Annotated in this window: 14 protein-coding genes and 5 pseudogenes; 10 read left to right on the top strand and 9 right to left on the bottom strand. The window is 57.5% G+C overall.

Features of this window, described 5'->3' with window-relative positions; genetic code table 11:
• Positions 1-529: 529 nt before the first annotated feature.
• Both AAEZ08_RS08565 and AAEZ08_RS08570 read left to right on the top strand, forming a co-directional pair.
• Entirely contained in the window at positions 530-1,930 is a 1,401-nt protein-coding gene (locus AAEZ08_RS08565; RefSeq protein ID WP_153899611.1) for a tyrosine-type recombinase/integrase, read from the top strand.
• Between the two features lie 61 nt (positions 1,931-1,991).
• Entirely contained in the window at positions 1,992-2,345 is a 354-nt protein-coding gene (locus AAEZ08_RS08570; RefSeq protein ID WP_128709940.1) for a hypothetical protein, read from the top strand.
• A gap of 1,892 nt (positions 2,346-4,237) precedes the next feature.
• On the opposite strand, the pseudogene AAEZ08_RS08575 reads toward AAEZ08_RS08570, so the two are convergent.
• Positions 4,238-4,689: pseudogene (locus AAEZ08_RS08575) on the bottom strand (transposase); the annotation flags it as partial.
• Between the two features lie 366 nt (positions 4,690-5,055).
• On the opposite strand from AAEZ08_RS08575, the gene AAEZ08_RS08580 reads away from it, so the two are divergent.
• From AAEZ08_RS08580 to AAEZ08_RS08595, 4 genes and pseudogenes are all read left to right on the top strand, one after another.
• Complete coding sequence (locus AAEZ08_RS08580) at positions 5,056-6,195, top strand: glutathione-independent formaldehyde dehydrogenase (protein ID WP_015275821.1); 1,140 nt, start codon at positions 5,056-5,058, stop codon at positions 6,193-6,195.
• A gap of 668 nt (positions 6,196-6,863) precedes the next feature.
• Positions 6,864-8,503: pseudogene (locus AAEZ08_RS08585) on the top strand (VRR-NUC domain-containing protein).
• Positions 8,500-9,076: pseudogene (locus tag AAEZ08_RS08590) on the top strand (ATP-dependent DNA helicase); the annotation flags it as partial. The pseudogenes AAEZ08_RS08585 and AAEZ08_RS08590, both read left to right, overlap by 4 nt.
• Positions 9,077-9,084: 8 nt before the next feature.
• On the top strand, positions 9,085-11,736 hold the full coding sequence (locus AAEZ08_RS08595) for an excinuclease ABC subunit UvrA (protein ID WP_057380850.1): 2,652 nt from the start codon (positions 9,085-9,087) through the stop codon (positions 11,734-11,736).
• Between the two features lie 79 nt (positions 11,737-11,815).
• Here the strand turns inward: AAEZ08_RS08595 and mobH are convergent.
• The 8 genes and pseudogenes from mobH to AAEZ08_RS08635 form a co-directional block, all read right to left on the bottom strand.
• Positions 11,816-13,636, bottom strand: a pseudogene (mobH, locus tag AAEZ08_RS08600) (MobH family relaxase).
• Positions 13,637-13,815: 179 nt separating this feature from the next.
• Positions 13,816-14,310 (bottom strand): annotated as a pseudogene (locus tag AAEZ08_RS08605) (IS66 family transposase); the annotation flags it as partial.
• A gap of 267 nt (positions 14,311-14,577) precedes the next feature.
• On the bottom strand, positions 14,578-14,883 hold the full coding sequence (locus AAEZ08_RS08610) for an ArsR/SmtB family transcription factor (RefSeq protein WP_012464920.1): 306 nt from the start codon (positions 14,881-14,883) through the stop codon (positions 14,578-14,580).
• Positions 14,884-15,021: 138 nt separating this feature from the next.
• Positions 15,022-16,005 (bottom strand): LLM class oxidoreductase, encoded by a 984-nt coding sequence (locus AAEZ08_RS08615; protein ID WP_003291626.1) that lies wholly within the window; start codon positions 16,003-16,005, stop codon positions 15,022-15,024.
• A 66-nt stretch (positions 16,006-16,071) separates the two neighbouring features.
• A complete protein-coding gene (locus AAEZ08_RS08620) occupies positions 16,072-17,196 on the bottom strand; it encodes an alkene reductase (RefSeq protein WP_057380852.1) in 1,125 nt (374 codons plus the stop codon).
• A gap of 63 nt (positions 17,197-17,259) precedes the next feature.
• A complete protein-coding gene (locus AAEZ08_RS08625) occupies positions 17,260-18,759 on the bottom strand; it encodes an aldehyde dehydrogenase family protein (protein WP_057380853.1) in 1,500 nt (499 codons plus the stop codon).
• Between the two features lie 251 nt (positions 18,760-19,010).
• Positions 19,011-19,142 (bottom strand): hypothetical protein, encoded by a 132-nt coding sequence (locus AAEZ08_RS08630; protein ID WP_003291465.1) that lies wholly within the window; start codon positions 19,140-19,142, stop codon positions 19,011-19,013.
• A 246-nt stretch (positions 19,143-19,388) separates the two neighbouring features.
• Entirely contained in the window at positions 19,389-19,610 is a 222-nt protein-coding gene (locus AAEZ08_RS08635) for a PIN domain-containing protein (protein WP_057380913.1), read from the bottom strand.
• Positions 19,611-20,528: 918 nt separating this feature from the next.
• Here AAEZ08_RS08635 and AAEZ08_RS08640 point away from each other — a divergent pair.
• The 4 genes from AAEZ08_RS08640 to AAEZ08_RS08655 all read left to right on the top strand — a co-directional run bounded on the left by AAEZ08_RS08640 (position 20,529) and on the right by AAEZ08_RS08655 (position 22,420).
• The gene (locus AAEZ08_RS08640; RefSeq protein ID WP_057380854.1) at positions 20,529-20,933 is read left to right on the top strand and encodes a DUF6957 family protein; all 405 of its coding nucleotides are present in this window, start codon (positions 20,529-20,531) and stop codon (positions 20,931-20,933) included.
• A complete protein-coding gene (locus AAEZ08_RS08645; protein WP_057380855.1) occupies positions 20,933-21,247 on the top strand; it encodes a hypothetical protein in 315 nt (104 codons plus the stop codon). Before AAEZ08_RS08640 ends, AAEZ08_RS08645 begins: the two co-directional genes overlap by 1 nt.
• Before the next feature lie 53 nt (positions 21,248-21,300).
• A complete protein-coding gene (locus AAEZ08_RS08650; protein ID WP_015275828.1) occupies positions 21,301-21,672 on the top strand; it encodes a hypothetical protein in 372 nt (123 codons plus the stop codon).
• A gap of 94 nt (positions 21,673-21,766) precedes the next feature.
• Entirely contained in the window at positions 21,767-22,420 is a 654-nt protein-coding gene (locus tag AAEZ08_RS08655) for a 3'-5' exonuclease (RefSeq protein ID WP_015275829.1), read from the top strand.
• The last annotated feature ends 172 nt before the right edge of the window (positions 22,421-22,592 follow it).

Consider the following 22,592-nt stretch of genomic DNA (forward strand, 5'->3'; position numbering starts at 1 on the left):
GGTGGTCACGGCGAGGCTGCAGAGCTTTAGTGCTACGGGAGCCTGCCTGCGTGCAGCTTCGCGGCCTGACCCGTTAGCGGCTCTGGCGGGCTGAACTCTGCGCCGAGAATGCGCGGCCCGCCTGAGTCTTCGTACTTGTAGAAGCGGCGCAAGCAGCCTTCCGTTAGCCGCTGGAGCATCGGCAGCGGCCATCGAACCTCTCCAATGCGATTAGCGATGGCACGGCCTCAAGCGCCTTGCCCAGCGCCGTATCACTCCAAGATCTTATTCAGATGGGACACACAAACGAAAAAGGCCCGCATTTCTGCGAGCCTTTAAATCGTGGTGCCGGCACCAGGAGTCGAACCCGGGACCTACTGATTACAAGTCCTTGATTTTGAAATTTCAGGGGCTTTCATGAAGTTTCACAGTCTATATAAATCAATAAGTTAGGACGCTTTTGCCTTTCAGGTACGTTCCGATTATTTCATTGATTTGCATCGAAGTGTTGAGCAAAGTGTTGACCTGAATAGAACAGGAGCGCGCTTTCGTGGGGCACAAACTAACCGATGCTCAGACAAAAAGATGGGCAACTACGGGTGTGATCTTAAAAGATGGGGTGGCCACTCCTACACGTACCGTCTCCGAACAGCTCGGTGCGCGCGGGTCCGGTTCGATGCTTCTGGAGCGGCGCCCCAGCGGGGAAATTGAGGTTTATCTGGCGGTACGCCGGGGTGGCAGGCAGGAGCGCAAGAAACTCGGTCAGTTTGGAAAGCTGTCTGCTGACGGTCAAATTCAGCGCCTAGCCTACTGGCGCCAGGAGGCAGAACGAGTTGCTGCCGCAGCTCGTGATTTCCCCACGCTTGATGCCTACGAGAATCATGTTCAGCGGTTGAAGGCCGAGCAGCAACGGATCGAAAGCCAAGCCGCTCGCCAAGGGTCTTTTGAGCAGCTTTTGCTGGCTTACGTAGCGGATATGGAGCGACGTGGGAAGACAAGCGCCCGAGGAGTAATGGGTGCCCTAGAGCTTGATGTAATCAATGCATTCCCGGATCTAGCCGGCACCAAGGCGAAAGAGATTCAGCCAGAAGATATTTCGCAGATCCTGCGCCATTGCATTAATCGGAAGCCCGCATCCAAAGGGCGTGGGCGACGAAAAACACAGGCGAGCGCAACGAATGGCAAGCTAACCGCCGCTAATCGTCTTCGGGCTTATTTGCGTGCTGCGTTTTCGTTTGGCTTGAAGCACGATCTGAATCCCTTGAGAGCAGGCGATGCGGTCCTATTCGGGCTCAGATACAACCCAGTTGCCGATCTCCCTACGATTGAGGGTGCGGAGCGTGCAAACACGGAGTCGTTGAACGGCGACGAACTGAGACAAGTGCTTCGTGCTGTCGCTGCGCTGCCAGGGCGCCGTCAGCCAATAGCTAACGCGATGATTTATCTGGCAGGGCAACGTGTGCAGATGTTATTGCGCGCAACTTGGGCTGACTTGTCAGAAGATCCTGAGCACGGCACGGTTCTCCGCTTGGTCGATTACAAGGGAGGCAAAGGAACGCCTCCTAGGGATCATCTTTTGCCCATATCTGGAAGGGTCGAAGAGGTACTAGCGCCGTTACTGACGCCTCGGACTGGCGCGGGTCCGTTTTCGCTTGACGGTGTGCGGAAAGTATCCGTGCATACAGTGCAGAAGATTTTTTCCGAGCTTGGCTCTGTGTTGTCGGCACAGGGCCTGACTCGCACCTTCACTTGGCGCACGATGCGAGCGACCATCGAGACTCATTTGGCGATGCTTGGTGTTGATGAGCAGCGAAGGGCATGGCTGCTTTCTCATGGCCGGAGCGGAGTTCAAGCAAAGCACTATGACCGTTACAGCTATCTGAAAGAAAAGCGCGAGGACCTAGGCAAATGGGCAGCCTATCTAGACGCAATGTTGGATAACCCCGCATAGGGACTTGGGTTCGGTTCAGTGCTTGATAGCATTTCTCCATCAAGTAAAAGGAGACCCGCCTATGTCCCGCGTTCTGTGTAACCGCTGCAAGCGGATGATGGTTCCAAGAGTAATATTTAGCCGAAGCATTGCCGGTGGCTGGGGATGGCGAATTGGCGGGGGAAAGCCAATCTCCAGCTGCTGTCCCTTCTGCTTATCAGAACATTGGGATGTAGTAGTAGAGCCAAGCCCACTGCGTGGCAGCGTTCTGATGAAGGTGCTGAGTATTCCGCTGACCCTGATCATGTTTACCTTGCTCTTCGGTGCTTCCAATGAGTTGGCTAGCTATATGGGTGGGTCAGCGATCGTGCAGTGGATTGGCGTGATCGGGTCGGTCGTGGCGACCTATAAATTTGGCCGCTGGTTCGTAAACTGATACCCAGCCAAGGACGTTTGGCGCCCTTTTTTTTTGCATGGTCGGAGTGGGGCTCCGCTGCCAGTTACTCCCTCCTCTTTCTAGGGCGGGACGACAGGCGCTTGTTGTCTAAATATCGCGCCAACCGCAAGCCAACTAGAGCCGCGGCCGTTACGCAAAAAAGCACAACGGCAATTGCCTTTAGCAAGGTTGAAGTCGTTTCCATGCTTCGATCCTTTTCGGTTGTTCGATGTCTGCACGATAGCCCCGGATACGGAAAACCCTAGCTACCACCTCATGTCCACTCTGAGGTCAGCGAAGCGGCCATTCCGACGACAAAACACCCCATGCGGTGGAAAATAGCCGCGTTGCCATAGCGGATGTCTAACGACAACAGAAGCCATCCACTAAAAAACAGAACAGGTGTTGTTGCCGCAGTGGACGCGAACCGGCAACAGCCCCGCAACGGCAGCCACTGCTACCTTCAATTTCCACCGTAGAAAACGCTACTTTCCACTTCTCTTTCCACTGTGGAAAGGACTGACTTTCACCGCTCGGGGGCGAGGGTGGATAGTGAGCACCAGTTTCTACGGAGTTGGAAACTATGAAAGCCAGCAACGACGCGGCTCACAGCGACTTTCCACTCTCAATTTCCACAATGGAAAGCCTCACTTTCACATTCATCTCCGAGGGTGGAAAGAAAGCACTAGTTTCTACGTGGCTGGAAACTACGAAAGCCAGCAATGACGCGGCTTACAGCGACTTTCCACTCTCAACTCCACGGTGGAAAGCCTCACTTTCCACATTCATCGCCGAGGGTGGAAAGAGAGCACCAGTTTCTACGTGACTGGAAACTATGAAAGCCAGCAACGACGAGGCTTACAGCGACTTTCCACTCTGACTTTCCACAGTGGAAAGCCGCACTTTCCACATTCATTGCTGAGGGTGGAAAGTGAGCGCCTGTTTCGGCGAGTGTGGAAACTGTTAAAGCCAGAAACGGCGGGGCCTCCAGCGACTTTCCACCCTCGTGAAACGTGTCATTTTCACTTTCCACCTACGATGAAAATCAGGGGCTCATGCCGTATAAATCTATTACGAGTGGATGGAGTGAGAGGTGTGTGGGTATCTGTGTCGCGTAGCGGTTGTTGGCGATGCCAGGGACGAATTGGGCAGTTTGGGATCGCGGCTCTGTCTCCCGAGCGTGCTCGTGGGTGTCGGTACGCGGCGATAATGGCGGTCTGGGCGCTCGCCAGGTGGGGGATACTTGGGAGTCAAAGAGATGCGGCCCGGCGAGTTCTGGCTACGATTCTTCCGAATGGCAGGTTCTTTGCGCAGGCGCGTAGAGCGAGCGCGGTCCAGGAGATTTTTGAGGTTACCGACGCTGGGTTGATAGGCGGGGGTGTGAGTTTTCGCTGGGGCGACATCGTCGGCTTCGTGTGAGCGCGATGATTGGCGATGCGGGTTTGAGACGGTTCCATGCATCGCGGCAAGTGTTAGAACGGGTTGTTTAGAGCGGGCGGCGCGAAGCTTAGAACGCAGACCTGTTTTTCGCGAAGCTTAGAACGGCAGAAGCTAGCAACCATGCGGGTTTGAGCCCCGTTCTAAGCTTCCCGGCGAGTGTTAGAACGGGTTGTTTAGAACGGGCGGCGCGAAGCTTAGAACGCAGACCTGTTTTTCGCGAAGCTTAGAACGGCAGAACCCAGCAACCATGCGGGTTTTAAGCCCGTTCTAAGCTTCCCAGCGAGTGTTAGAACGGGTTGTTTAGAACGGGCAGCCCCAAAGCTTAGAATTTGGCCTGCTTTTCTGAAGCTTAGAACGGGTAGAACCCAGCAACCATGAGGGTTTGAGCCCTGTTCTAAGCTTCGCGTTCTAATACTCGACCATTCTAAACAACGAAAAAAAAGTGGACCTCATGCCGATTGCTTGATTCGAACCGTTAATTGCGAGCGCGCCACACCGAGACATTCGCTGACCAGCTTCACTGGTCGTCCCCCGGCAACAAGGGTGAGTGCGCAATCCATTTTCGCGACCGGGCGATCTCCACGGCCTCTTTGAGGATTTCTGCTTCCATCGTTTTCTTGCCCAGCATCCGTTGCAGTTCACGGATCTGCTTGAGCGCATCGCTCAGCTCGGAGGCAGGTACCACGGCTTCGCCAGCACTGACCGCCGACAAACTGCCGTCTTGGTAAAGCTTGCGCCACAGGAATAGTTGGTTGGCATTGATGCCGTTACGCCGAGCCACCAACGAAACGCTCTGCCCGGGCTCAAGGCTCTCTCGAACCATGGTCAGCTTTTGCTCAGGGCTCCAGCGGCGCCGCCGCTCCCGACCCAAAAGCTCCCCACTCTTATCGTTGCTATTAGTCATAAACATAACCGTTTGCCTATCCCTTATCGTAAGGGGGAAACGGTGTCCTGTCTTTCAGGGGGCTCGTTCAGCCATCTTGTTGCCATCCGGATCTCGCAGTTTGCGAATGCTTGAATCTTAGCGGTCTCCATTGGGCATCTCGATTTGTCTGCAAAAACGGAAAGTTTAGTCCAGTGCCGAGCAACGGCGACGTGCGCTTCAATAGAGGAAAATGGTCGTTTTAGAGCTGTTGCATCAGCCTCGAACGCGGTACCGCCCGTCAGGCTTTGACCAGTTTTCCTGAACAACGCGCGTTGTATGGGAGACGAACCAAGGTAGGAGCGAAAGCGCAATCGGCGCTCCTTTGAACTGACTTGGAGAACCCAGATGAAAGCAATCGTCTACAACGGCCCGCGTGACGTCAGCGTCCAGAACGTCCCAGATGCGAAGATCGAGAGACCAACGGATGCTCTCGTTCGAGTCACATCCACGAATATTTGTGGTTCCGATCTGCACATGTACGAAGGCAGAACCACCTTCGAGACGGGTCGAGTCTTCGGTCACGAGAACCTCGGTGAGGTGGTCGAGGTAGGTGCAGGAGTTGAGCGCGTTAAGGTTGGAGACATGGTCTGCTTGCCCTTCAACATCGGCTGTGGTTTTTGTGAAAACTGCGAGAAAGGACTTACCGGCTATTGCTTGACCGCCAATCCAGGCAGCGCTGGTGCCGCCTACGGCTTTGCAGAGATGGGCACTTATGACGGTGGCCAGGCCGAGCTGCTGCGAGTTCCCTTCGCGGACTTCAACTGTCTCGTGCTGCCTGAGGATGCGAAGGAGCGCGAGGACGACTACGTCATGCTCTCCGACATTTTCCCCACGGGATGGCACGCAACAAGGCTGGCGGGGCTGCAACCAGGCGAGTCCATTGCCATCTACGGCGCAGGCCCGGTCGGCTTGATGGCGGCGCACTCCGCGCTTATCCAAGGCGCTTCGCAGGTCTTCGTAATAGACGATCAACCAGACCGCTTGAAACTGGCTGCCCAGATGGGGGCCACGCCAATCAATTCCGTCGAGCAGAAGGCTGTCGATGAAATCCTGAATTACACCGATGGTAAAGGCACGGATCGTGGGTGCGAATGCGTGGGCTACCAGTGCTGCGACAAACATGGCCACGAGGTGAATCACCTGACCATGAACAACCTCGTCGCCTCGACCAAGGCAACCGGTGGTATCGGAGTAGTCGGGCTATTCGTTCCCCAAGATCCGGGTGCCAAGAACGAGTTAGCCAAAGAAGGGAAGATGGCTTTCGACTTCGGTTCCTTCTGGTTCAAAGGGCAGAAAATCGGCACCGGGCAAGCCAACGTCAAGGCGTACAACCGCCAGTTGGCTGAGCTAATTCATCACGGGCGTGCCGCACCCTCGCAGATCGTTTCCCATCGATTGAAGCTGGATGATGGCCCAAGTGCTTATAAGCACTTCGATGCACGAGACAAGGGGTGGACGAAGGTTGTGATGAAGCCTGCGGCTTAGTGTTTTGAGTAGCCGTCTCCTGCTCGGGGCGGCTACTCGGATGCTGTATCGTTCGAATCCATGCGAGCATCAATGATGCTCAGGCAGGATCCAAGTTTCGCCGGTCATGAAACATCGTTCTGAGCGACTCATGGCGACTTTGGAAATCTGCCAATCGCCATGCTGTTCCTAAGCTTGAGTACCGACGGCTTGTGATCCTGATGAGAGAACGAATCGAATCTGCCAACCAGCAGCATCTTGTATTAGTCAGTTAGCAATGGATCTAAGGATTATTGCTGCGTGAGCTCCAGTCGCTGCCTTATGGTGAATCATCTCTATGGTATCGCGACTGACCGCTATTGGCCCAGAGTGTGTAAAAACGCTTCTTCAAAATTGAAGTACTCGCGTCTACGTGAAATCTGGAGTTTATCGGCACGTCAGCAAATGTGGATTTCTCCCAGATGCACGATTTCTAGCTTGTGTTTGAGTACCTGCCGCACTTGAAAACGTTTTTACACAGTCTCGGCCGGTACCTGCCTAACGCGACAGGCAGATACCGGCCGGGAGTCGCCAGTAGCATCGGGCTGGAGTTGGCCACTTTCACCTGCTGATACCGTCAGCTTCTGCGCCAGTTGATCCTCGGCACCGCAACACGGACAATCCTGTACAAGAATACAGTGATCACTACCATGTCCGTCTCGTTAGCCCCTGAGCTTTACTACCTCAGCAATTTCCGTACGGCACTCGCCTGGGTGGCTGAGCGCTATGCAGATCTACTGGCGGATGAAGAACGTGCCTTTCTCGACACCTTCAATACCCTGCCCTGGCCATCGCAGGCCTTGCTGGTGCGCATGATTAGCGCAAGGGCTGTCATTTTCGTCTGAGCAAGCTCGTTTACCCGGAAATCGGCGACTGCCTGGCTGCTGCCGATCCACTGCTTGAACAGGGATGGATCACCGAGCAGGCGCTGCTCACAGCCGATGAGATTGCCGAGCTGCTGCGCAAGGATGAGGTGCTGACTCATATGCCGCTCACAGACCGCCGCGCGGCGCAGAAAGAGGCCGAGCTGCTCGAACAACTGCGCGCAATGGAGCTACCTGCCCAGACCTTCACGGACTGGTGCCCTATGTTGGATGATCAGTTACTCAGCCTGATGGTGGGCGAGTTGTGTGATCGTTTGCGCCTGATGTTCTTTGGCAATCTGGCTCAGGACTGGTCCGAGTTCGTGCTGACGGATCTGGGCATCTACCGTTACGAATCGGTGGATATAGGCCCGGAGTCACGTGGTTTTCAGTGCCGCCAGGATCTTGAGGATTACCTGCACCTGCGCCAGTTACGCGTCAGCGTTGAGCAAGGCGCAGACCTGGCGGACATTGTACCGCCGTTGCTGGCGTTCAGTTCAAGCAACCCATACCTTTGCAGCCGCCAATCGTGCCTGCTGTTTCAGATCGCCCAGCAACTGGAGAGGAGCGGTGAGCTGGAGCAGGCCCTGCTGCTTTATCAGCAAAGCGCGCATGGCGAAGCCCGCTGGCGACAGATTCGCGTACTGGAACAACTGGGGCGCGATGCCGAGGCCTATGATCAGGCCCTGGCCTTTAGCCAAACCCCAGGCAGCGATGAAGAAAGCCAGCGCCTGGAACGAGCCCTCACCCGCCTGCAGCGCAAGCTCGGCCTGCAGATGGTGAAAAAGCCCAAGGCTGCGAGCGAAACCCGCATCGACTTGGTATTGCCGGCGCCGACACATGGCAGTGTGGAGATAGCTGTGCGTGATCACCTGCAGCAGGATGATGCTCCGGTGCACTATGTGGAAAATACCCTGCTCTGCAGCCTGTTCGGCTTGCTGTGCTGGGAGGCGATCTTCGCACCGCTGCCGGGGTCATTTTTTCACCCGTTCCACAGTGGCCCGGTGGACCTGCACAGCCCGGACTTTTATGCGCGCCGCCAACACCTGTTCAAACGCTGTCTACTGCAACTTGAACAACCCGACTACAGGCAATTGATCAAGGCTCGGTATCAGGAAAAGTTCGGCCTGCAATCACCCTTCGTCTTTTGGGGCATGCTCGATGAGGCGCGCCTGGAACTAGCCCTGCAGTGCATTCCCGCTGCACACCTGCACGCCTGTTTTACCCGCCTGCTGCGAGATCTGAAAGCCAACCGCGCCGGCATGCCCGATCTGATCCAGTTTTATCCGCAGGAACATCGCTACCGGATGATTGAGGTCAAAGGCCCCGGCGACCGCCTGCAGGACAACCAGAAACGCTGGCTCAGTTTCGCGGCTGAGCACGGTATCGCCGTTGTAGTTTGCTACGTGCGCTGGGCTGAGGCATGAGCTATCGGGTAGCGGTGCGGGCACTGTGCGAGTTCACCGCCAAGGAAGGTGACCTGGATCTGCGCTTCACCCCTTCCCCCACCGCTCAGGAAGGCATGGCTGGGCACCAGACAGTGGTTGATCGGCGGGGAGACGGCTATATCGCCGAGTTACCTCTAAGTGGCAGCTACCCCGGCCTGCTGGTCGGCGGCAGGGCCGACGGGTACGATCCGCAAGAGCGGCGCCTAGAAGAGATCAAAACCCACCGTGGCGATATCAGCCGCATTCCGGCCAACCACCGGCTGCTGCATTGGGCGCAGGTCAAGATCTACGGCTGGCTGCTCTGCCAGCAGCTTGAGCTGGAAGAGTTGGAATTGGCTGTGGTGTATTTCGACGTGATGAGTCACGCCGAGCATGCCTTCAGCGACCACTTCACAGCCGCTGAACTGGAAGACTTCTTCAATCAGCAGTGCCAATTGTTTCTGAGCGGGGCTGAACAGGAAGAAGCACCGCATCAAGCGTGACGAGCATCTGCAGAGCATCAGTTTTCCCTACCACTCAGGAAGTCCCGTCCTGAGCGGGGCGAACTACAGGATAAGAACATGCCAAACAATACTTTCGGTGAATCCTCTTGTACCGCTGCGGCCAGCGGCCTCGTGCAGGTGCGTGGCGCGCGTGAGAACAACCTCAAAGAGGTGGACGTCTCTATCCCGCGGAATGCGCTGGTGGTGTTCTCGGGTGTCTCCGGCTCCGGGAAGTCCTCGCTGGCCTTCGGCACCATCTATGCCGAGGCGCAGCGACGCTACTTTGAGTCGGTGGCCCCCTATGCACGGCGCCTGATCGACCAGGCGGGCGTGCCGGACGTAGATGCGATCGACGGCCTGCCACCAGCGGTGGCGCTGCAGCAGCAGCGGGGGTCCAGCAATGCGCGTTCCTCCGTGGGCAGTGTGACCACCCTGTCCAGCCTGGTGCGGATGATGTATTCGCGCGCCGGCGCCTATCCCGCCAATCAGCCGATGCTGTACGCCGAGGATTTTTCGCCGAACACGCCGCAGGGGGCGTGCCCGACCTGCCACGGCTTGGGTCATGTGTACGAGGTGTCCGAGGCGATCATGGTGCCCGACCCCTCCCTGAGCATCCGTGAGCGGGCGATTGCTTCCTGGCCACCCGCCTGGCAGGGCCAGAACCTGCGCGACATCCTGGTCAGCATGGGCTACGACGTTGACCGGCCGTGGAAGGACCTGCCGAAAAAGGATCGCGACTGGATTCTGTTCACCGAGGAAACACCAACGGTGCCGGTGTACGCCGGTTTCACGCCTGCCGAAACCCGTACCGCGCTCAAACGCAAGATGGAGCCGAGCTACATGGGCACCTTCACCGGCGCCCGGCGGTATGTGTTGCACACCTTCGCCAATACCCAGAGCGCGCTGATGAGAAAGCGCGTATCCCGGTTCATGGAGGGCAAGCCGTGCCCCACCTGCCACGGCAAGAGGCTCAAGCCCGAAGCGCTGTCGGTCACCTTCGCTGGGGTGGACATCGGCGCGTTTATGCAGATGCCGCTGGACCACTTGGCGGCATTGCTCGAACCCATCGCACAGGGCGATTTCCGCGCCCATGCAGCGGGTGCGGCTACGGACAAGGAAGCGACCCGGCGCGAGCGTGCCGAACGCGCTGCCACCGGCCATGCGGTCCATGCGGTATCGCCCGACGTGCGCCGTACCTCCGCGCTGTCGGAAGAAAAGCGCCTCGCCGCACAGCGCCTGGCTGGAGGCGTGATGGCGCGCCTGCGCCAACTGCGCGAGCTAGGCCTGGGCTACCTGACGCTGGACCGGGCCACGCCGACGCTTTCGGCCGGCGAGTTGCAACGCTTGCGGTTGGCCACGCAATTAAGTTCCCTGCTGTTCGGCGTCGTGTACGTACTTGACGAACCCTCGGCGGGCCTGCATCCCTCCGACAGCCAGGCCCTGTACGATGCACTCGACCGGCTGCGCGACGCGGGCAACTCGGTGTTTGTGGTGGAGCACGACCTGGACCTGATGCGCCGCGCGCAATGGCTCGTGGATGTCGGGCCGGATGCCGGGGAGCGTGGCGGCCGCGTGCTCTACAGCGGCGAGCCGGATGGCCTGCGCAAGATTGCCGAATCGCGTACTGCACGTTACCTGTTCGACGAAATTCCCGCACCCGGAAGCCGAGCACGCGAAGCGACCGGCTGGTTGGAGCTGCAGGGCATCCACCGCCATAACCTGCATGGCGTGGATGCGCGCATTCCGCTGGGCGTGCTGACAGCCGTTACCGGCATCTCTGGCTCCGGCAAATCCAGCCTCGTCGCGCAGGCCCTGCCGGAATTGGTGCTGCTGCACCTGGGCCACGAGCCTGAAGACGATGCCGCCGAAAGCGCCACCAGCGAAGGGCCGGCAGTGGTCGAAGCGACCGGCGGCCATCTGGCGGGCGACGTGGACGCCATACAGCGCCTGGTGCAGGTGGACCAGAAGCCGATCGGGCGCACGCCGCGGTCGAACCTGGCTACCTACACGGGTCTGTTCGACCATGTGCGCAAGCTGTTCGCCGCCACGCCCGATGCTCGACGCCGCCGCTATGATGCCGGACGGTTCTCGTTCAACGTCGCCAAGGGGCGCTGCGAGACTTGCGAGGGCGAGGGTTTCGTTAGCGTGGAACTGCTGTTCATGCCCAGCGTGTACGCGCCGTGCCCGACCTGCCATGGCGCGCGCTACAACGAGGCCACGCTGAAGGTGCAGTGGAACGGGCGCAACATCGCCGAGGTGCTGCAGATGACCGTGGACGATGCCAGCGAATTCTTCGCGGGTGAAGACGCGGTGGCAAGGCCCCTGCAACTGCTGCGCGACATCGGACTGGGCTATCTGCGCCTGGGGCAACCGGCCACTGAGCTTTCCGGTGGCGAGGCGCAGCGCATCAAGCTGGCGACCGAGCTTCAGCGCAGCCAGCGCGGCCGAAGCCTGTACGTGCTCGACGAGCCGACCACCGGGCTGCACGCGTCGGATGCCGACCGGCTGCTGGTGCAGTTGCAGCGCCTGGTCGATGCCGGCAATACCGTAGTGATGATCGAGCACGACATGCGTGCGGTGGCCCAAGCCGACTGGGTGATTGACGTAGGGCCAGGCGCGGGCGCTGCCGGCGGCAGCATCGTGGTGGCGGGTTCCCCTCAGCAGGTGGCCCGAAAGTCTGGCAGCCGAACCGCTCCGTTCCTTGCACGGGAGTTGGCGCGGGCCGAGTAGCTTAGTTCGCCAAATGTTGCCAGCTTCGCGGGGCATTGATCGTCGCCACACGGTGGTGACGGTCGCTGCCCGAGTCGCGTCATCCTTCCTGAGTCAGAGCAAGATAGGGATTGTTGGGCGGTATTTCGGCGAATACCAAGGACCCATTTTCGAGGAGGTAGCCATGCAGTCGGCGGGACTTCCTCGGGGCCGTGACTTCACAGGTCCAAATGTTCAGGCCATTTGGGTGCTTGCGGTGTAGCTGCAGTTTCTAAAAGCGCTTTTGCACCCACGGCCAATCCGGTTGCTTGTCCTGCCTGACCAGCGCATCCACCTGGGGATGTTCCTACGCATAGCGCTGGAACACGCTGGGACTGACCAGGTAGGCGGTGTCGCTCACCGTATGCACGAGCGCCTTGGCGTCGTTGATGATGAGTCGCCGCGCGGCGACTCCCTGTTGCAGCCACGTCATGAAATGCTCCCCGGATGGTATCGCGACTGTTGGAGTTGATGCAGGTCCAGGCGCAGGGGTAAGTGGCAAGGGAGACGCTGCGGCTGTGGTTGGGGCAGGAACGTCAGGCTGGGCAGGGACTTTCTCCACTGGCTCTTCACCCTTCCCCATGTCGGCCGTGCCATCCAATCCAACCATCGGCAGCATGTCCTCCATGACGTCGGGCACGGGCGGGGCCGCAGTCGGCAAGGCGGTATCGCTGCGAGGGCATTCCCAAGGGGGAGTCTCCTGACCTTCGGGTGCTGGCTGCCCCACGACCGCGGGCGGTGTGCCTGGTGCACTGCCGTTGGTTTCCGCTGGCGTCGTGTCGATCGCCACCGTGCCTGCGAAAAGCGCTGGCCGCTCGCCGGATTCCCAGATCAGCGCGGGCGCGAGGCGCAACAGGGTGAACGAATAGGACCAGCCGGTCGCACTGGTCACGGTCGCGCGCCAGACCGCCTTGCCGTCTGAGGTGGGCTGGAGCATGCCGTGGTTCTGCAGCACGTTGAAGACGGCGGTGTTGTTCGCAGGAATGCCGTCGATCCCCTGAGACAGCAGGTGCGCGCGCAGCTTGTCCGAGACAGTCTTGCTCACCAGCCACAGCCCATCCTCAGTGAGCCAGCCATCGGAGGCTTCCGGCTGATTCAGCTTCAACTGTTCCTTGAGCAGGAAGCGCAGCCCGTCCAGCAGCTTGCGTTGCAGCGCGTGCCTGGGCGCGGCCATGGCGCGCGCGGGATCGCCGCCCAGTTCCTGTGCCACAGAAGCGCGATCAGCCTGCACGACCAGTTCACTCAGCACGCCGGCGTGCTCGTACTGCCCGGCCAAGACGTAGAGCAATGGTGCCCACAGAGACGGATAGCCGCTGAGCCAGTCTAGGAGCGGACCATCGAGCAATTGGCGGTAGAGCAGCCCTGTTGCGGCGCTGTGCAACCGGTACTCGCGGTCTTCGCGGTAGCGGAAGCGGTACGACTGGTGCAGCGGGCCGTGCCAGGGATGCCACAGCGAGCCGTCTGCCAGCTCGACCAGCAGATCGACGGCCACCTTGCCGATGTCGTGCAGCAGCGCGGCGTAAGCAACGGCGGCGGTCCAGGCTTCCGACTGCGCCGCCTGGTCTTAGGGGCTGGCGCCGATGGGCAACAGATGGGACTGCCGCAGCTTGAGCGCATAGGCGACGATCTCCAACCCGTGATCCAGCATGCCGCCGGGGTAAGCGTGATGATGGCTCTCGGAAGCGGGGAATTGCTGGACCAGCTCGGCGTAGCGCTCCAGCGGCGTGCGCTGCCAGATGTGTTCCAGCAGCTTCTGTCGGCGCGGTGTCGCCAGCAGCGATGCGGCCGATTCGGGCCGTAGCAGCCCTTTGGGGAGGTCGGTGGCGGGCGCTGGTGATGGGGCAGTGACCGGAGGCCGTTTTCGCTGGAACAGGGAGAGCATGTGGGTGTCCTCTGGGGGGGGCCGGCCGGGATGCCTTTTCGCCTTTTCGAGGTAGGGCCTTTCCCCTTGCACCCCCATTCCCTTGCCGTTTCGGCCCTTTGGCCTTTAACCGCTTCGGTATAGCGGGAAATGGGATGCGGCTCCAGCGTCAATGGGGAACCCGCTGGAATGGAATGGTCAGCGTCCTTCAGGTCACGCTCGATGCCGTAGAGCTTGTTGATCAGGCTCAGCGCCACGTCGGCACGCCCAGTCTTGCCCTTGGGCTGCACCTTTTGGGCTTCGACGAACTTGCGTCGCGCATGCGCCCAGCAGCCCAGGCGTTCGATGCCGTCGCGTGCAGCCACGGCGTTGTAACCGGCGTAGTCGTCGGTCATCAGGTAGCCGCGGTAGCCATCGAGCAGGCGTAGCGGCACCTCCTGCGCGCGGCTGGCTGTGTAGTCGAAAAGGATCACCGGCTTGTCCGGCGGCCCACCGCTTTGCACCCACATCCAGGATTGTGCCGAGGGGTCTCGTCCCGGTTCATGCAGCACCTGCAAGCGCGTTTCGTCGCAGTGCAACACGGGGTAGTCCAGCAGCTTGTCGCGCATCAGGTTGAGCAACGGTTGCAGTTGCTCGCCACTTTGGATCACCCAACGCGCCAGGGGCTGGCGTGGGATGTCGACGCCGTGGCGGCTGCCCCCTAAAGAAGGTTGGCCGTAGAAGAGCACTTGAAGGGCTTCGCGTCCCTCTCTGGAGTGTGCTGTCTTTTGCGTGTACAGCCCCTGGTTTCAGCGTTGTCAAGTGGCAGTTTTGCTATAGGAGCGTTTTTTCCGCGCACCGCATCACTGGTAATGCTGTTCGATCACTCGAAGCTTCGGATGATCTGATCGTTATTTGGTCAGATTGCTGTTTTTGACATCGGCAAAGACTGAAATCAGTCAGAAATACAAGGGTGTGCAGCCCTAGATTCTTTCTTGCAGCGCCTTGAAGAAGGCATCGATATTCTCATCGTGGCGTTTGTAGTAGGTCCAGGGGCCGATCCGCTGCGATGTCACCAATTGCGCGCGCTGTAGAGCTGCGAGATAAAGCGATGTCGTTGACTGCGAGAGGCCCGTGCGCTCTTGGATGATACTGACGCACACGCCTACCGTTTCTGGGTCGACTTCCTGCTCGGGAAAGACTGTCCTGGGATCCTTGAGCCAATTGAGGATGGCAAGGCGCGTCGGGTTCGCCAATGCTTTCAGGGCTTCGTTGACGTCAATAGTCATGAATTTTTTGAGACCTGTTTTTTTCGATATCTAGATATCTTCCTGATTCGCGCATCAAATTGGAAGGCTTCGCCATGATCTCTGCGCGCCTGCCCGTCGCAATGACGGGCTGGTTTGGACTGGAATCCTATTGCCCTGTCAGGTAGGACTATCGGGCACCTGTGCGCCGAATTGCGGGACGATATGTTTGCCAAGTTCCTCGATAACCTCTGCTGCCGGGCGTTTACCATACTTGAGGTTCAGGATGACGTGATCTACACCGATTTCCTGAAGTGTATCCAGCAAGGCCCGCAGGTGGTTACGTCCCAGTCGGAATCCTAGATGGATAGGCGAGGGTGGCGTGGATGGGTGTTCGTCCAGGTCGATATACAGCGATTGCAAGAACGGCTTGTAGATAGTGCCACATTGTTTAGCCGTTTCCTGTCGCCAATCTTCCACGATGAGTCGCTGCATTTTTGGCGGACGTGGATAGTTGATCCATCCATGGCTTTCACGCGCGATCCAATCGAGCGGCTGGCGGCTGTGTCCGGTTACGAATAGCGGTATTTCCCGAGTCGTAGGTTTGGGAACGAGATCGGCCCCCAGTAACTCGCCGTGACTCCAGCGAATGGGCTCGAAGTGTGTTCGATGGGCTTGGCGTATCACATTGAGGTTTTCTTGAAAGGTCTCGCCACGCTGTTCTGGATCAATGCTGAATGCGGGAAACTCCACGGGACGATCGCCAGAGGCTACTCCCAGGAGCAAGCGACCTCCGCTCAACTGATCAATGCTCGCTGCGGCCTTTGCCGTGTGCAAGGGATTACGCAGAGTAAGGGCGATGGAGGCGGTGCCTAGTGCGATTTTTGTTGTATGGGCTGCCATGTAGCCCAGATACACCCAAGGGTCGAAAACCTGGCCGACATCGCCGAAGCTTGGGTCCCTGAGTGGGACGTCGCGAAACCAGAGCGCCGAAAAACCAAGTGCCTCTGCACGTTTGGCCAGCGCGACCTGATCTAGCATGCTCGGTGTATCACCTTCGAAAGCCTCCAGGGGAAAGAACAGCCCAAGGCTTAGATGACCCTGCCTGAAGGTTCGTTTGAATCCCCTATGCTCTTGGTAGGGGATCGTGCTCGGTTGGTACATGCTTAACTTCCTCGGTCAACAATCGCTGAGCCACGCCCCTGAGTTATGGGGCGTGGCTCTGAGCGTTTAGGATTTGTAAGTCGGGTAGTCGGTGTAGCCCTTATCGGTACCGCCGTACATGCTGCTTGGATCAACTGGGTTAAGCGGCCAGTTGTTGGCGATACGAGCGGGCAGGTCGGGGTTCGCAATGAAGGGGCGGCCAAAAGCGATCAGGTCGCCCCAGCCAGCTTTTATCACGCGATTTCCTCGTTCAGCGGTGTACTTGCCGGCATAGATAATCTTGCCGCTGAAGGTCTTACGAACAGCTTCCCGGAACGTCTCAGGCAGCTCGGGTGCGTTTTCCCAATCGGCTTCGGCGAGCGACAGGTAGGCAATGCCTACTTCCTCGAGGATCTTCACTGCCTCGATGTAGGTTTGGTGAGGATCTTCTTCGACCAGGCCAAGGTAGACGCGGTCTTCGTCTGTGGTCGCGAACAGCGGGGCGAAGCGAACGCCAACGCGCTCCTTGCCGACGACACCAGCAACGGCGAGGGTGATTTCGCGCAGGAAGCGAAGACGGTTCTGCAGCGAACCGCCATATTCATCATCACGCTGGTTGGTATGCGCCGAAATGAACTGGTTTACCAGGTACCCATTCGCGCAGTGAAGCTCCACCCCGTCAAAACCTGCGTCCAAAGCATTTCGGGCTGCTTGGGCGTAGAGCTCAACCAGTTCCTTTACCTCCTTGGTGGACAGGGCTCGTGGGGTCGAAGGGTCGGCCAGTGTACCCGTGCCGGGGCCAGTTTCGATGAACACCTTGACGTTGTCCGCGCGGATGGCTGATGGCGCGACGGGCGCTTCACCACCGGGTTGCAGCGATGTGTGCGACACGCGGCCCACATGCCAAAGTTGAGCAAAGATCACCCCCCCTTCGGCGTGAACAGCGTCGGTGACCTTACGCCAGCCTTGTATCTGTTCCGGGCTATGAATGCCAGGTGTCCAGGCATAACCCTGTCCTCGGGGTTCGATCTGTGTGCCCTCGGTCACCATGAAGCCAGCACCGCTGCGCTGACGGTAATATGTGGCCATTAGGTCGTTCGCAATATTGCCGGGTTGGGAGCTGCGCGAACGCGTCAGTGGCGGCAGAACGATACGGTTCTTGAGGGTGTATGGGCCCAGCTGAGTCGTTTTGAAAAGTTCTGATTGTGTCATTTCGCTTACCTGGATATCTAAAATATTCGATGTTATAAGTCAAAAAAACATGGTTCAAGGAGGTCAGAAGAGCCCGAGCGGTGCTTCGTTGAGGCTGACGTAGATGTTCTTCTTCTGGCTGTAGGCTTCCAGCATTGACTTGTGAGTTTCCCGTCCTAGGCCAGATTTCTTATAGCCACCAAAGGGGGCATGGGCAGGGATCTCATGGTAGGTATTTACCCACATACGTCCGGTTTCCACCGCGCGTGCCACACGTAACGCCCGGTTGATGTCTTGGGTCCAGACTGCACCGGCTAGGCCGTACTCGGAGTCGTTGGCCATGGCGATGACCTCCGCTTCATCCTTGAAAGGAATGACGCACAGAACAGGGCCGAAAATTTCCTCGTAGGCGACGCGCATATCGTTGCGAACACCGACCAGAATCGTTGGCTGGATGAAGAAGCCGGCATCGTAATTGGCACCTGTGAGACGACCGCCGCCGATCAGTACCTCAGCGCCTTCCTGTTTGGCGATATCGACGTAGCCGAGGATCCGTTCCATCTGGGACTTGCTGACCTGTGCACCCATCATGGTGTCCGGGTTCAGTGGGTCACCCACACGCACAGCTTCGAACTTATACTTGAGCTCAGCTAGGAATCGTTCGTAGATGGATTCGTGAACGAACAGCCGTGCGCCGGATTCGCAGACTTGGCCTTGGTTCCACAGGATGGCGAGGACTGCGCCTTCCACGGCCTTGTCCCAGTTCGCATCGGGGAAAACGATGTTGGCCGACTTGCCGCCCAGTTCAAGGGTGGCGGGAATGATTTTCTTCGCTGCCGCATTGGCGACGAGTTCGCCGACACGCGTCGAGCCGGTAAAGGCAAGCTTGCGCAGGTCCGGATGATCCAGTAACGCCTGCCCAACTGTGGTGCCTAAGCCTGTGACGATGTTGACCACGCCGGCTGGAAGTACCTTAGCGAAGATCTTCGCCAGTTCGAGGATGGTTACCGGGGTCAGCTCGGAAGGTTTGATGACTACGGTGTTACCCGCTGCGATGGCCGGAGCGATCTTCCAGGCGGCCATAAGCAGCGGGAAGTTCCACGGAATCACTTGGCCCACAACTCCGAGGGGTTCACTGAGAGCGATGCTGAGTGTTTGCTCATCCAGCATGACCGCCTCATCCGATTGGCTGCGGATTACGCCGGCGAAGTAGCGGAAGTGATCAATTGCCAGCGGGATGTCGACGGAGCGACTTTCACGAATGGGTTTACCTACATCAAGGGTTTCCAGAACGGCGAACCGATCGGCATCGGCTTCCAGCAGGTCGGCGATCTTCAACAACGCATTGGCGCGTTCCGCAGGTGAGGTGGTACGCCAGGTCATGAAGGCGCGCTGTGCGGCCTGCACCGCGCGGTCGACGTCGGCAGCTGTGGCGTTTGGGATGTTGGTGAGAATTTTTCCGTTGGCGGGGTTGATAATGTCGAGGGTTTCACCGTATTCGTCCGAAACCCACTGGTTGTCAATAAACAGGCCGTAGCTGCTGTCGGGAAGGTGATTCGGATGGGTATCGCTGGAATCTTTCATGGGGGGTGCCTCCTGAGGTTTCTAGCGCGGGTTACGAGTCCAGGCTATTCGCAATATTCATATATGTCAATATAACGCTATTGGTTCCGGCACGTGTGCATATTTCCACGCCCTTGCAGCTCACTTCTGGATCAGCTGGGAACGCGCCGTGCTTCGCGCCAGGGTTGCCTATGCAGCCAGCTCCCTTGAGCTTTTCATCATGGAGGCTGGCTGCATCAGGTATTGATGTTTGCGTTGATGTGCAGATGAAGTTAGAACGGCGCGTCAATATCGATGACGCTAATCAGCTTGTGATTGACGAATTCCTTGATGCCCAAGCCGATTAGCTCGCGCCCGTAGCCGGAGCGTTTGATTGCGGATTCCACGCTGACTCGGACACCCATTCCACGCACATCCGGACAGTGATTCCACGCTGACCCGGACACTCATTCCACGAGCATCCGGACACCGATTCCACGGCCATCCGGACACTTTTCAGGCAGGCAGACGGCTTGTATGGTCATTAGACATCCCGTTACGACAGGGTATCGAAGGCTGGCGCATTCAACCGACGTGCTTGATTGGCCCCGAATACTTCGCTATAGCATGATTATTGGTTACTAGGATGAAGCCTTCCGAAGCGGCTTGTCCTATGAGCATCCGATCAAATGGGCGCTGTGAAGGAGAGGCGAGGCCGCAGCCGTAATGGCGTGTCGGCTGGTCATGGACAGCTCCTTGTAGTCGCCGTCCAGAAGAGACCTTCTTAGTACTCCTGTATCGAACTGAAAGCTGGCTTTGCCCATCGCGTTTTGGCCGATTTCCCAGATGCTAGCGGCGCTGATGAACAGCTCATTGGCGCGATCCTCGATCATCTCCACAGCCCCGAGTTAGCTAACCTACTTAGTCTTTCCCCTCGTTGGAGGGGCAGCTGTCATGGTCAATTGCAGGCTGTAAATAATTGCGGTTTTTCCGTGACGCTGCGGTTATATGGAATTATGGCTCAGCCATAATTATTGCTGAGCCATAATTTCCATCATTTTGTGGCCCCGCCGTACCGCTCGACGCGTGACGCGCTTCGTGCGTGCACTAGATAGGTAGCTAGGTGTTAGTAAGCAGATCTCAGCGTACGCAGACTTTCTCGAACCTGCCCCTCGCTAAAAATTACTCAGATCATCCGCTTTCGTTTGCAATTTAAGCAGTCGCGAGGAGTCGCGGTACCCTTCCGCGTCACAGATGCGCCTCGCTTGTGGTGATTACCAACGGTGCGAAATTTCAAAATTCGAAAAGACGACTCCGAGCCGGTTGGATCAGCCTCGCATCGTCCGTGGAGATATGTCTTGATCTCAAATAGTCATTGACCGCGACCAGGGTAAGTCCGATAAGGATTATCTTCTTGCTCTACTGGTGCGTGAATTTTGGCAATCCTTGTCAATATATACGTATTACAAATACCGATGGTCAGTGGTTGGCTTTTTCTTTTCTAAAAGTGCTTGACGAGCAGTGGTTGGAGCTGGATTATTTTATTGCATTGGTTTCAGGTTGCTGTTTTTTGTCCAATACTGAGCGTAGTGGGGCGTGCCATAGGCTTGCATCGATGAATAAAGTACTTAGTTTAATAATGAAGGTTGATGGGGTTGCGCTGCTCGCCTTTTAGACTCAGGCCATATATTAATAGTCAGAACTGACGCTCATTGGGAAACAAGCTTTTCATGCTTGGTAGGTTTGTCAAGGTAGGGACGTTTTGCCCAGATTCTGCCTCTAGACATCTATGGCTCAGATTGAGAGATGGTATGGACGATTTAAAGAAAGTATCTCATTTGTTATACGCCCCGGGTGAGGTAATGCCTGGTATCGAGATGTCGTTAGCAGAGGCGCGCGCGCGTGGTTCAGCGGCTGCGTTGCATGACGAGGTGCCTTTCTGTGTTGTGCGTGACTGGATCTGGATCGATCTCATCGTGCCTGACGCGATACGAGAAACGTTACAGGCGTCCGGGCAACAGCCCGCGATGGTGTATGCCGGCCGCGTGTTGTACGACAGTGCGAACCGTTTCCAAGAGGGTGACTGGGTGCGTACAACACAACTGATTGAGTTTGCCGATGGGTGCATTTTCAGAACGCGCAATACGCGATATGTGCTTGCTGGCCCAGGGGCTCGCAAAAGCGCCGAGCTCACTACTGTGTTGAAGATTTTTTGATGCGTAGTCAGATATTGGCGGGCATGGACGTACCAGACAACCGACACCCCGATGTGCCTTGCGACGTCTGTGGTACCTCCATGCGAGTGCCTGGGTACGGCGAACAGTTCGGTGTGCTGCAAGCGCACTGGGGATACGGCGCGCGACATGACGGTGAGCGTTATCGCGTGCGGATGTGTGAAACCTGCTTCTTCATGACCTTGGCGTACCTGCGACAGGAGCGACGCATACATCATTTGTTTGGCGACGCCCCGCAGCATGAAGACTACAAGTTTGGGCGTATTGCTCGAGACGATTATTGGTTGGACAGCTAGCCGTTAGTCGGGGGGAGGCAACGAGTTTTGATCCGAATTTGGGTGCTGACGTGATGAGTTCAACTAAACGAAGTATCGACCAAACACGTGATGTATCTGACGCGTTGTCGCGAGCAATGGATATGTGTTTTGGTAGGGAAGTTACGGCGTATCTCACGGACGCTTATTTAATCGCAGGCTGTTGTATCGGCGTGGTTCATCGTCACGTGCGGGCGGATGTGTATGGAAGGTTCCAGGACGGTCACCGGGTTCGGACCTCAGATGTACTGAAAGCTCATGAGCAAGGCGGTTTTTGGGCGCTGTTTACCGCCACGGGCAGCTTGTACGTTATTGTGACTTTCAAAGAAGACGGGCGCCTGTCACTGGATTGGCTGTTGGCACAGAGGGCAAAAGGCATACACGCAACCCCGGTAACGATTCAGTGATCCGTTTCTCGTGTCACTACTATAAAACTGAGCCCACGGTCCGTGCTGATGCTCGTAAGTTTATATCCTCTGAGGAAAAGAAGGGCGGGGTGTCATGCAGGTAAAGCGTTGGGGGCAGCTTGATGCGCTTCGTCAACAAATTGGAGAAAGTCGCTGGTTACTTTGCGTGGATCTGGAAGCGACTTGCGATGAATACCCTGCCGGCCTAAACGAGGCGGCCCGGAACGCTCACGTATTGAAGGTCCAGCGCGACGAGATGGAGACGATCGAAATTGGCATCGCGCTGTTGGATGTTCAGTTGGAGTACAGGATTGTCGATCATTTCGGACAGTTTGTCCGACCGCTACTTCGCCCCACGCTAACTGAGTTTTGCACGGGGCTGACCGGCATATCTCAATCTGACGTCGATACTGCAAAGCGTTTCGCGGAGGTACAAGATCAGCTTGGTGACTGGCTGAGGCCGCGAAATACAGAAGGCTGGCGCTGGTGCTCTTGGGGCGATTACGACCGAAACCAGCTGAAGGAGGACGCTTTCAGAGCAGGGGTAGATGTATTGCTGGATCCGGCGCGTCATATCAATCTAAAGAAGTGCTTTTGGAAGATTTTCGCTTGCCGTGCGCTAGGGCTGAAGTGTGCAGTGGAAAACATAGGCCTTTCCTGGGAGGGTGAGCATCACAGGGCCATCGACGATGCGCGTAATCTGGCACGGTTAGCGCAGTTACTGCTCAGCGCGAGGCAACCGACGTAGTAGGGCGGACGGCGCTGTGCCTGCTCATCAATTCTACCCCGTGGCCGCCCGGCTCGCATCGAGCCGCCATCTCACCAGTGCATACGGAACACATCTGGATAACATCATAAAGAGATTCAACATGTAGCTTGGCGTGAGGTATTGGCTGATGCACCCGAATTGCCGATACTGC

This window comes from Pseudomonas sp. E45-MNA-CIBAN-0222 (genome assembly GCF_040310405.1).
GTDB lineage: Bacteria > Pseudomonadota > Gammaproteobacteria > Pseudomonadales > Pseudomonadaceae > Stutzerimonas > Stutzerimonas stutzeri_AC.

Excerpts from the sequence above, each read along its gene's own strand:
- AAEZ08_RS08570 (WP_128709940.1), top strand. The coding sequence starts at position 1,992 with ATGTCCCGCGTTCTGTGTAACCGCTGCAAGCGGATGATGGTTCCAAGA.
- AAEZ08_RS08580 (WP_015275821.1), top strand. The coding sequence starts at position 5,056 with ATGAAAGCAATCGTCTACAACGGCCCGCGTGACGTCAGCGTCCAGAAC.
- AAEZ08_RS08595 (WP_057380850.1), top strand. The coding sequence starts at position 9,085 with ATGCCAAACAATACTTTCGGTGAATCCTCTTGTACCGCTGCGGCCAGC.
- AAEZ08_RS08610 (WP_012464920.1), bottom strand. The coding sequence starts at position 14,883 with ATGACTATTGACGTCAACGAAGCCCTGAAAGCATTGGCGAACCCGACG.
- AAEZ08_RS08615 (WP_003291626.1), bottom strand. The coding sequence starts at position 16,005 with ATGTACCAACCGAGCACGATCCCCTACCAAGAGCATAGGGGATTCAAA.
- AAEZ08_RS08620 (WP_057380852.1), bottom strand. The coding sequence starts at position 17,196 with ATGACACAATCAGAACTTTTCAAAACGACTCAGCTGGGCCCATACACC.
- AAEZ08_RS08625 (WP_057380853.1), bottom strand. The coding sequence starts at position 18,759 with ATGAAAGATTCCAGCGATACCCATCCGAATCACCTTCCCGACAGCAGC.
- AAEZ08_RS08630 (WP_003291465.1), bottom strand. The coding sequence starts at position 19,142 with ATGGGTGTCCGAGTCAGCGTGGAATCCGCAATCAAACGCTCCGGCTAC.
- AAEZ08_RS08635 (WP_057380913.1), bottom strand. The coding sequence starts at position 19,610 with ATGATCGAGGATCGCGCCAATGAGCTGTTCATCAGCGCCGCTAGCATC.
- AAEZ08_RS08640 (WP_057380854.1), top strand. The coding sequence starts at position 20,529 with ATGGACGATTTAAAGAAAGTATCTCATTTGTTATACGCCCCGGGTGAG.
- AAEZ08_RS08645 (WP_057380855.1), top strand. The coding sequence starts at position 20,933 with ATGCGTAGTCAGATATTGGCGGGCATGGACGTACCAGACAACCGACAC.
- AAEZ08_RS08650 (WP_015275828.1), top strand. The coding sequence starts at position 21,301 with ATGAGTTCAACTAAACGAAGTATCGACCAAACACGTGATGTATCTGAC.
- AAEZ08_RS08655 (WP_015275829.1), top strand. The coding sequence starts at position 21,767 with ATGCAGGTAAAGCGTTGGGGGCAGCTTGATGCGCTTCGTCAACAAATT.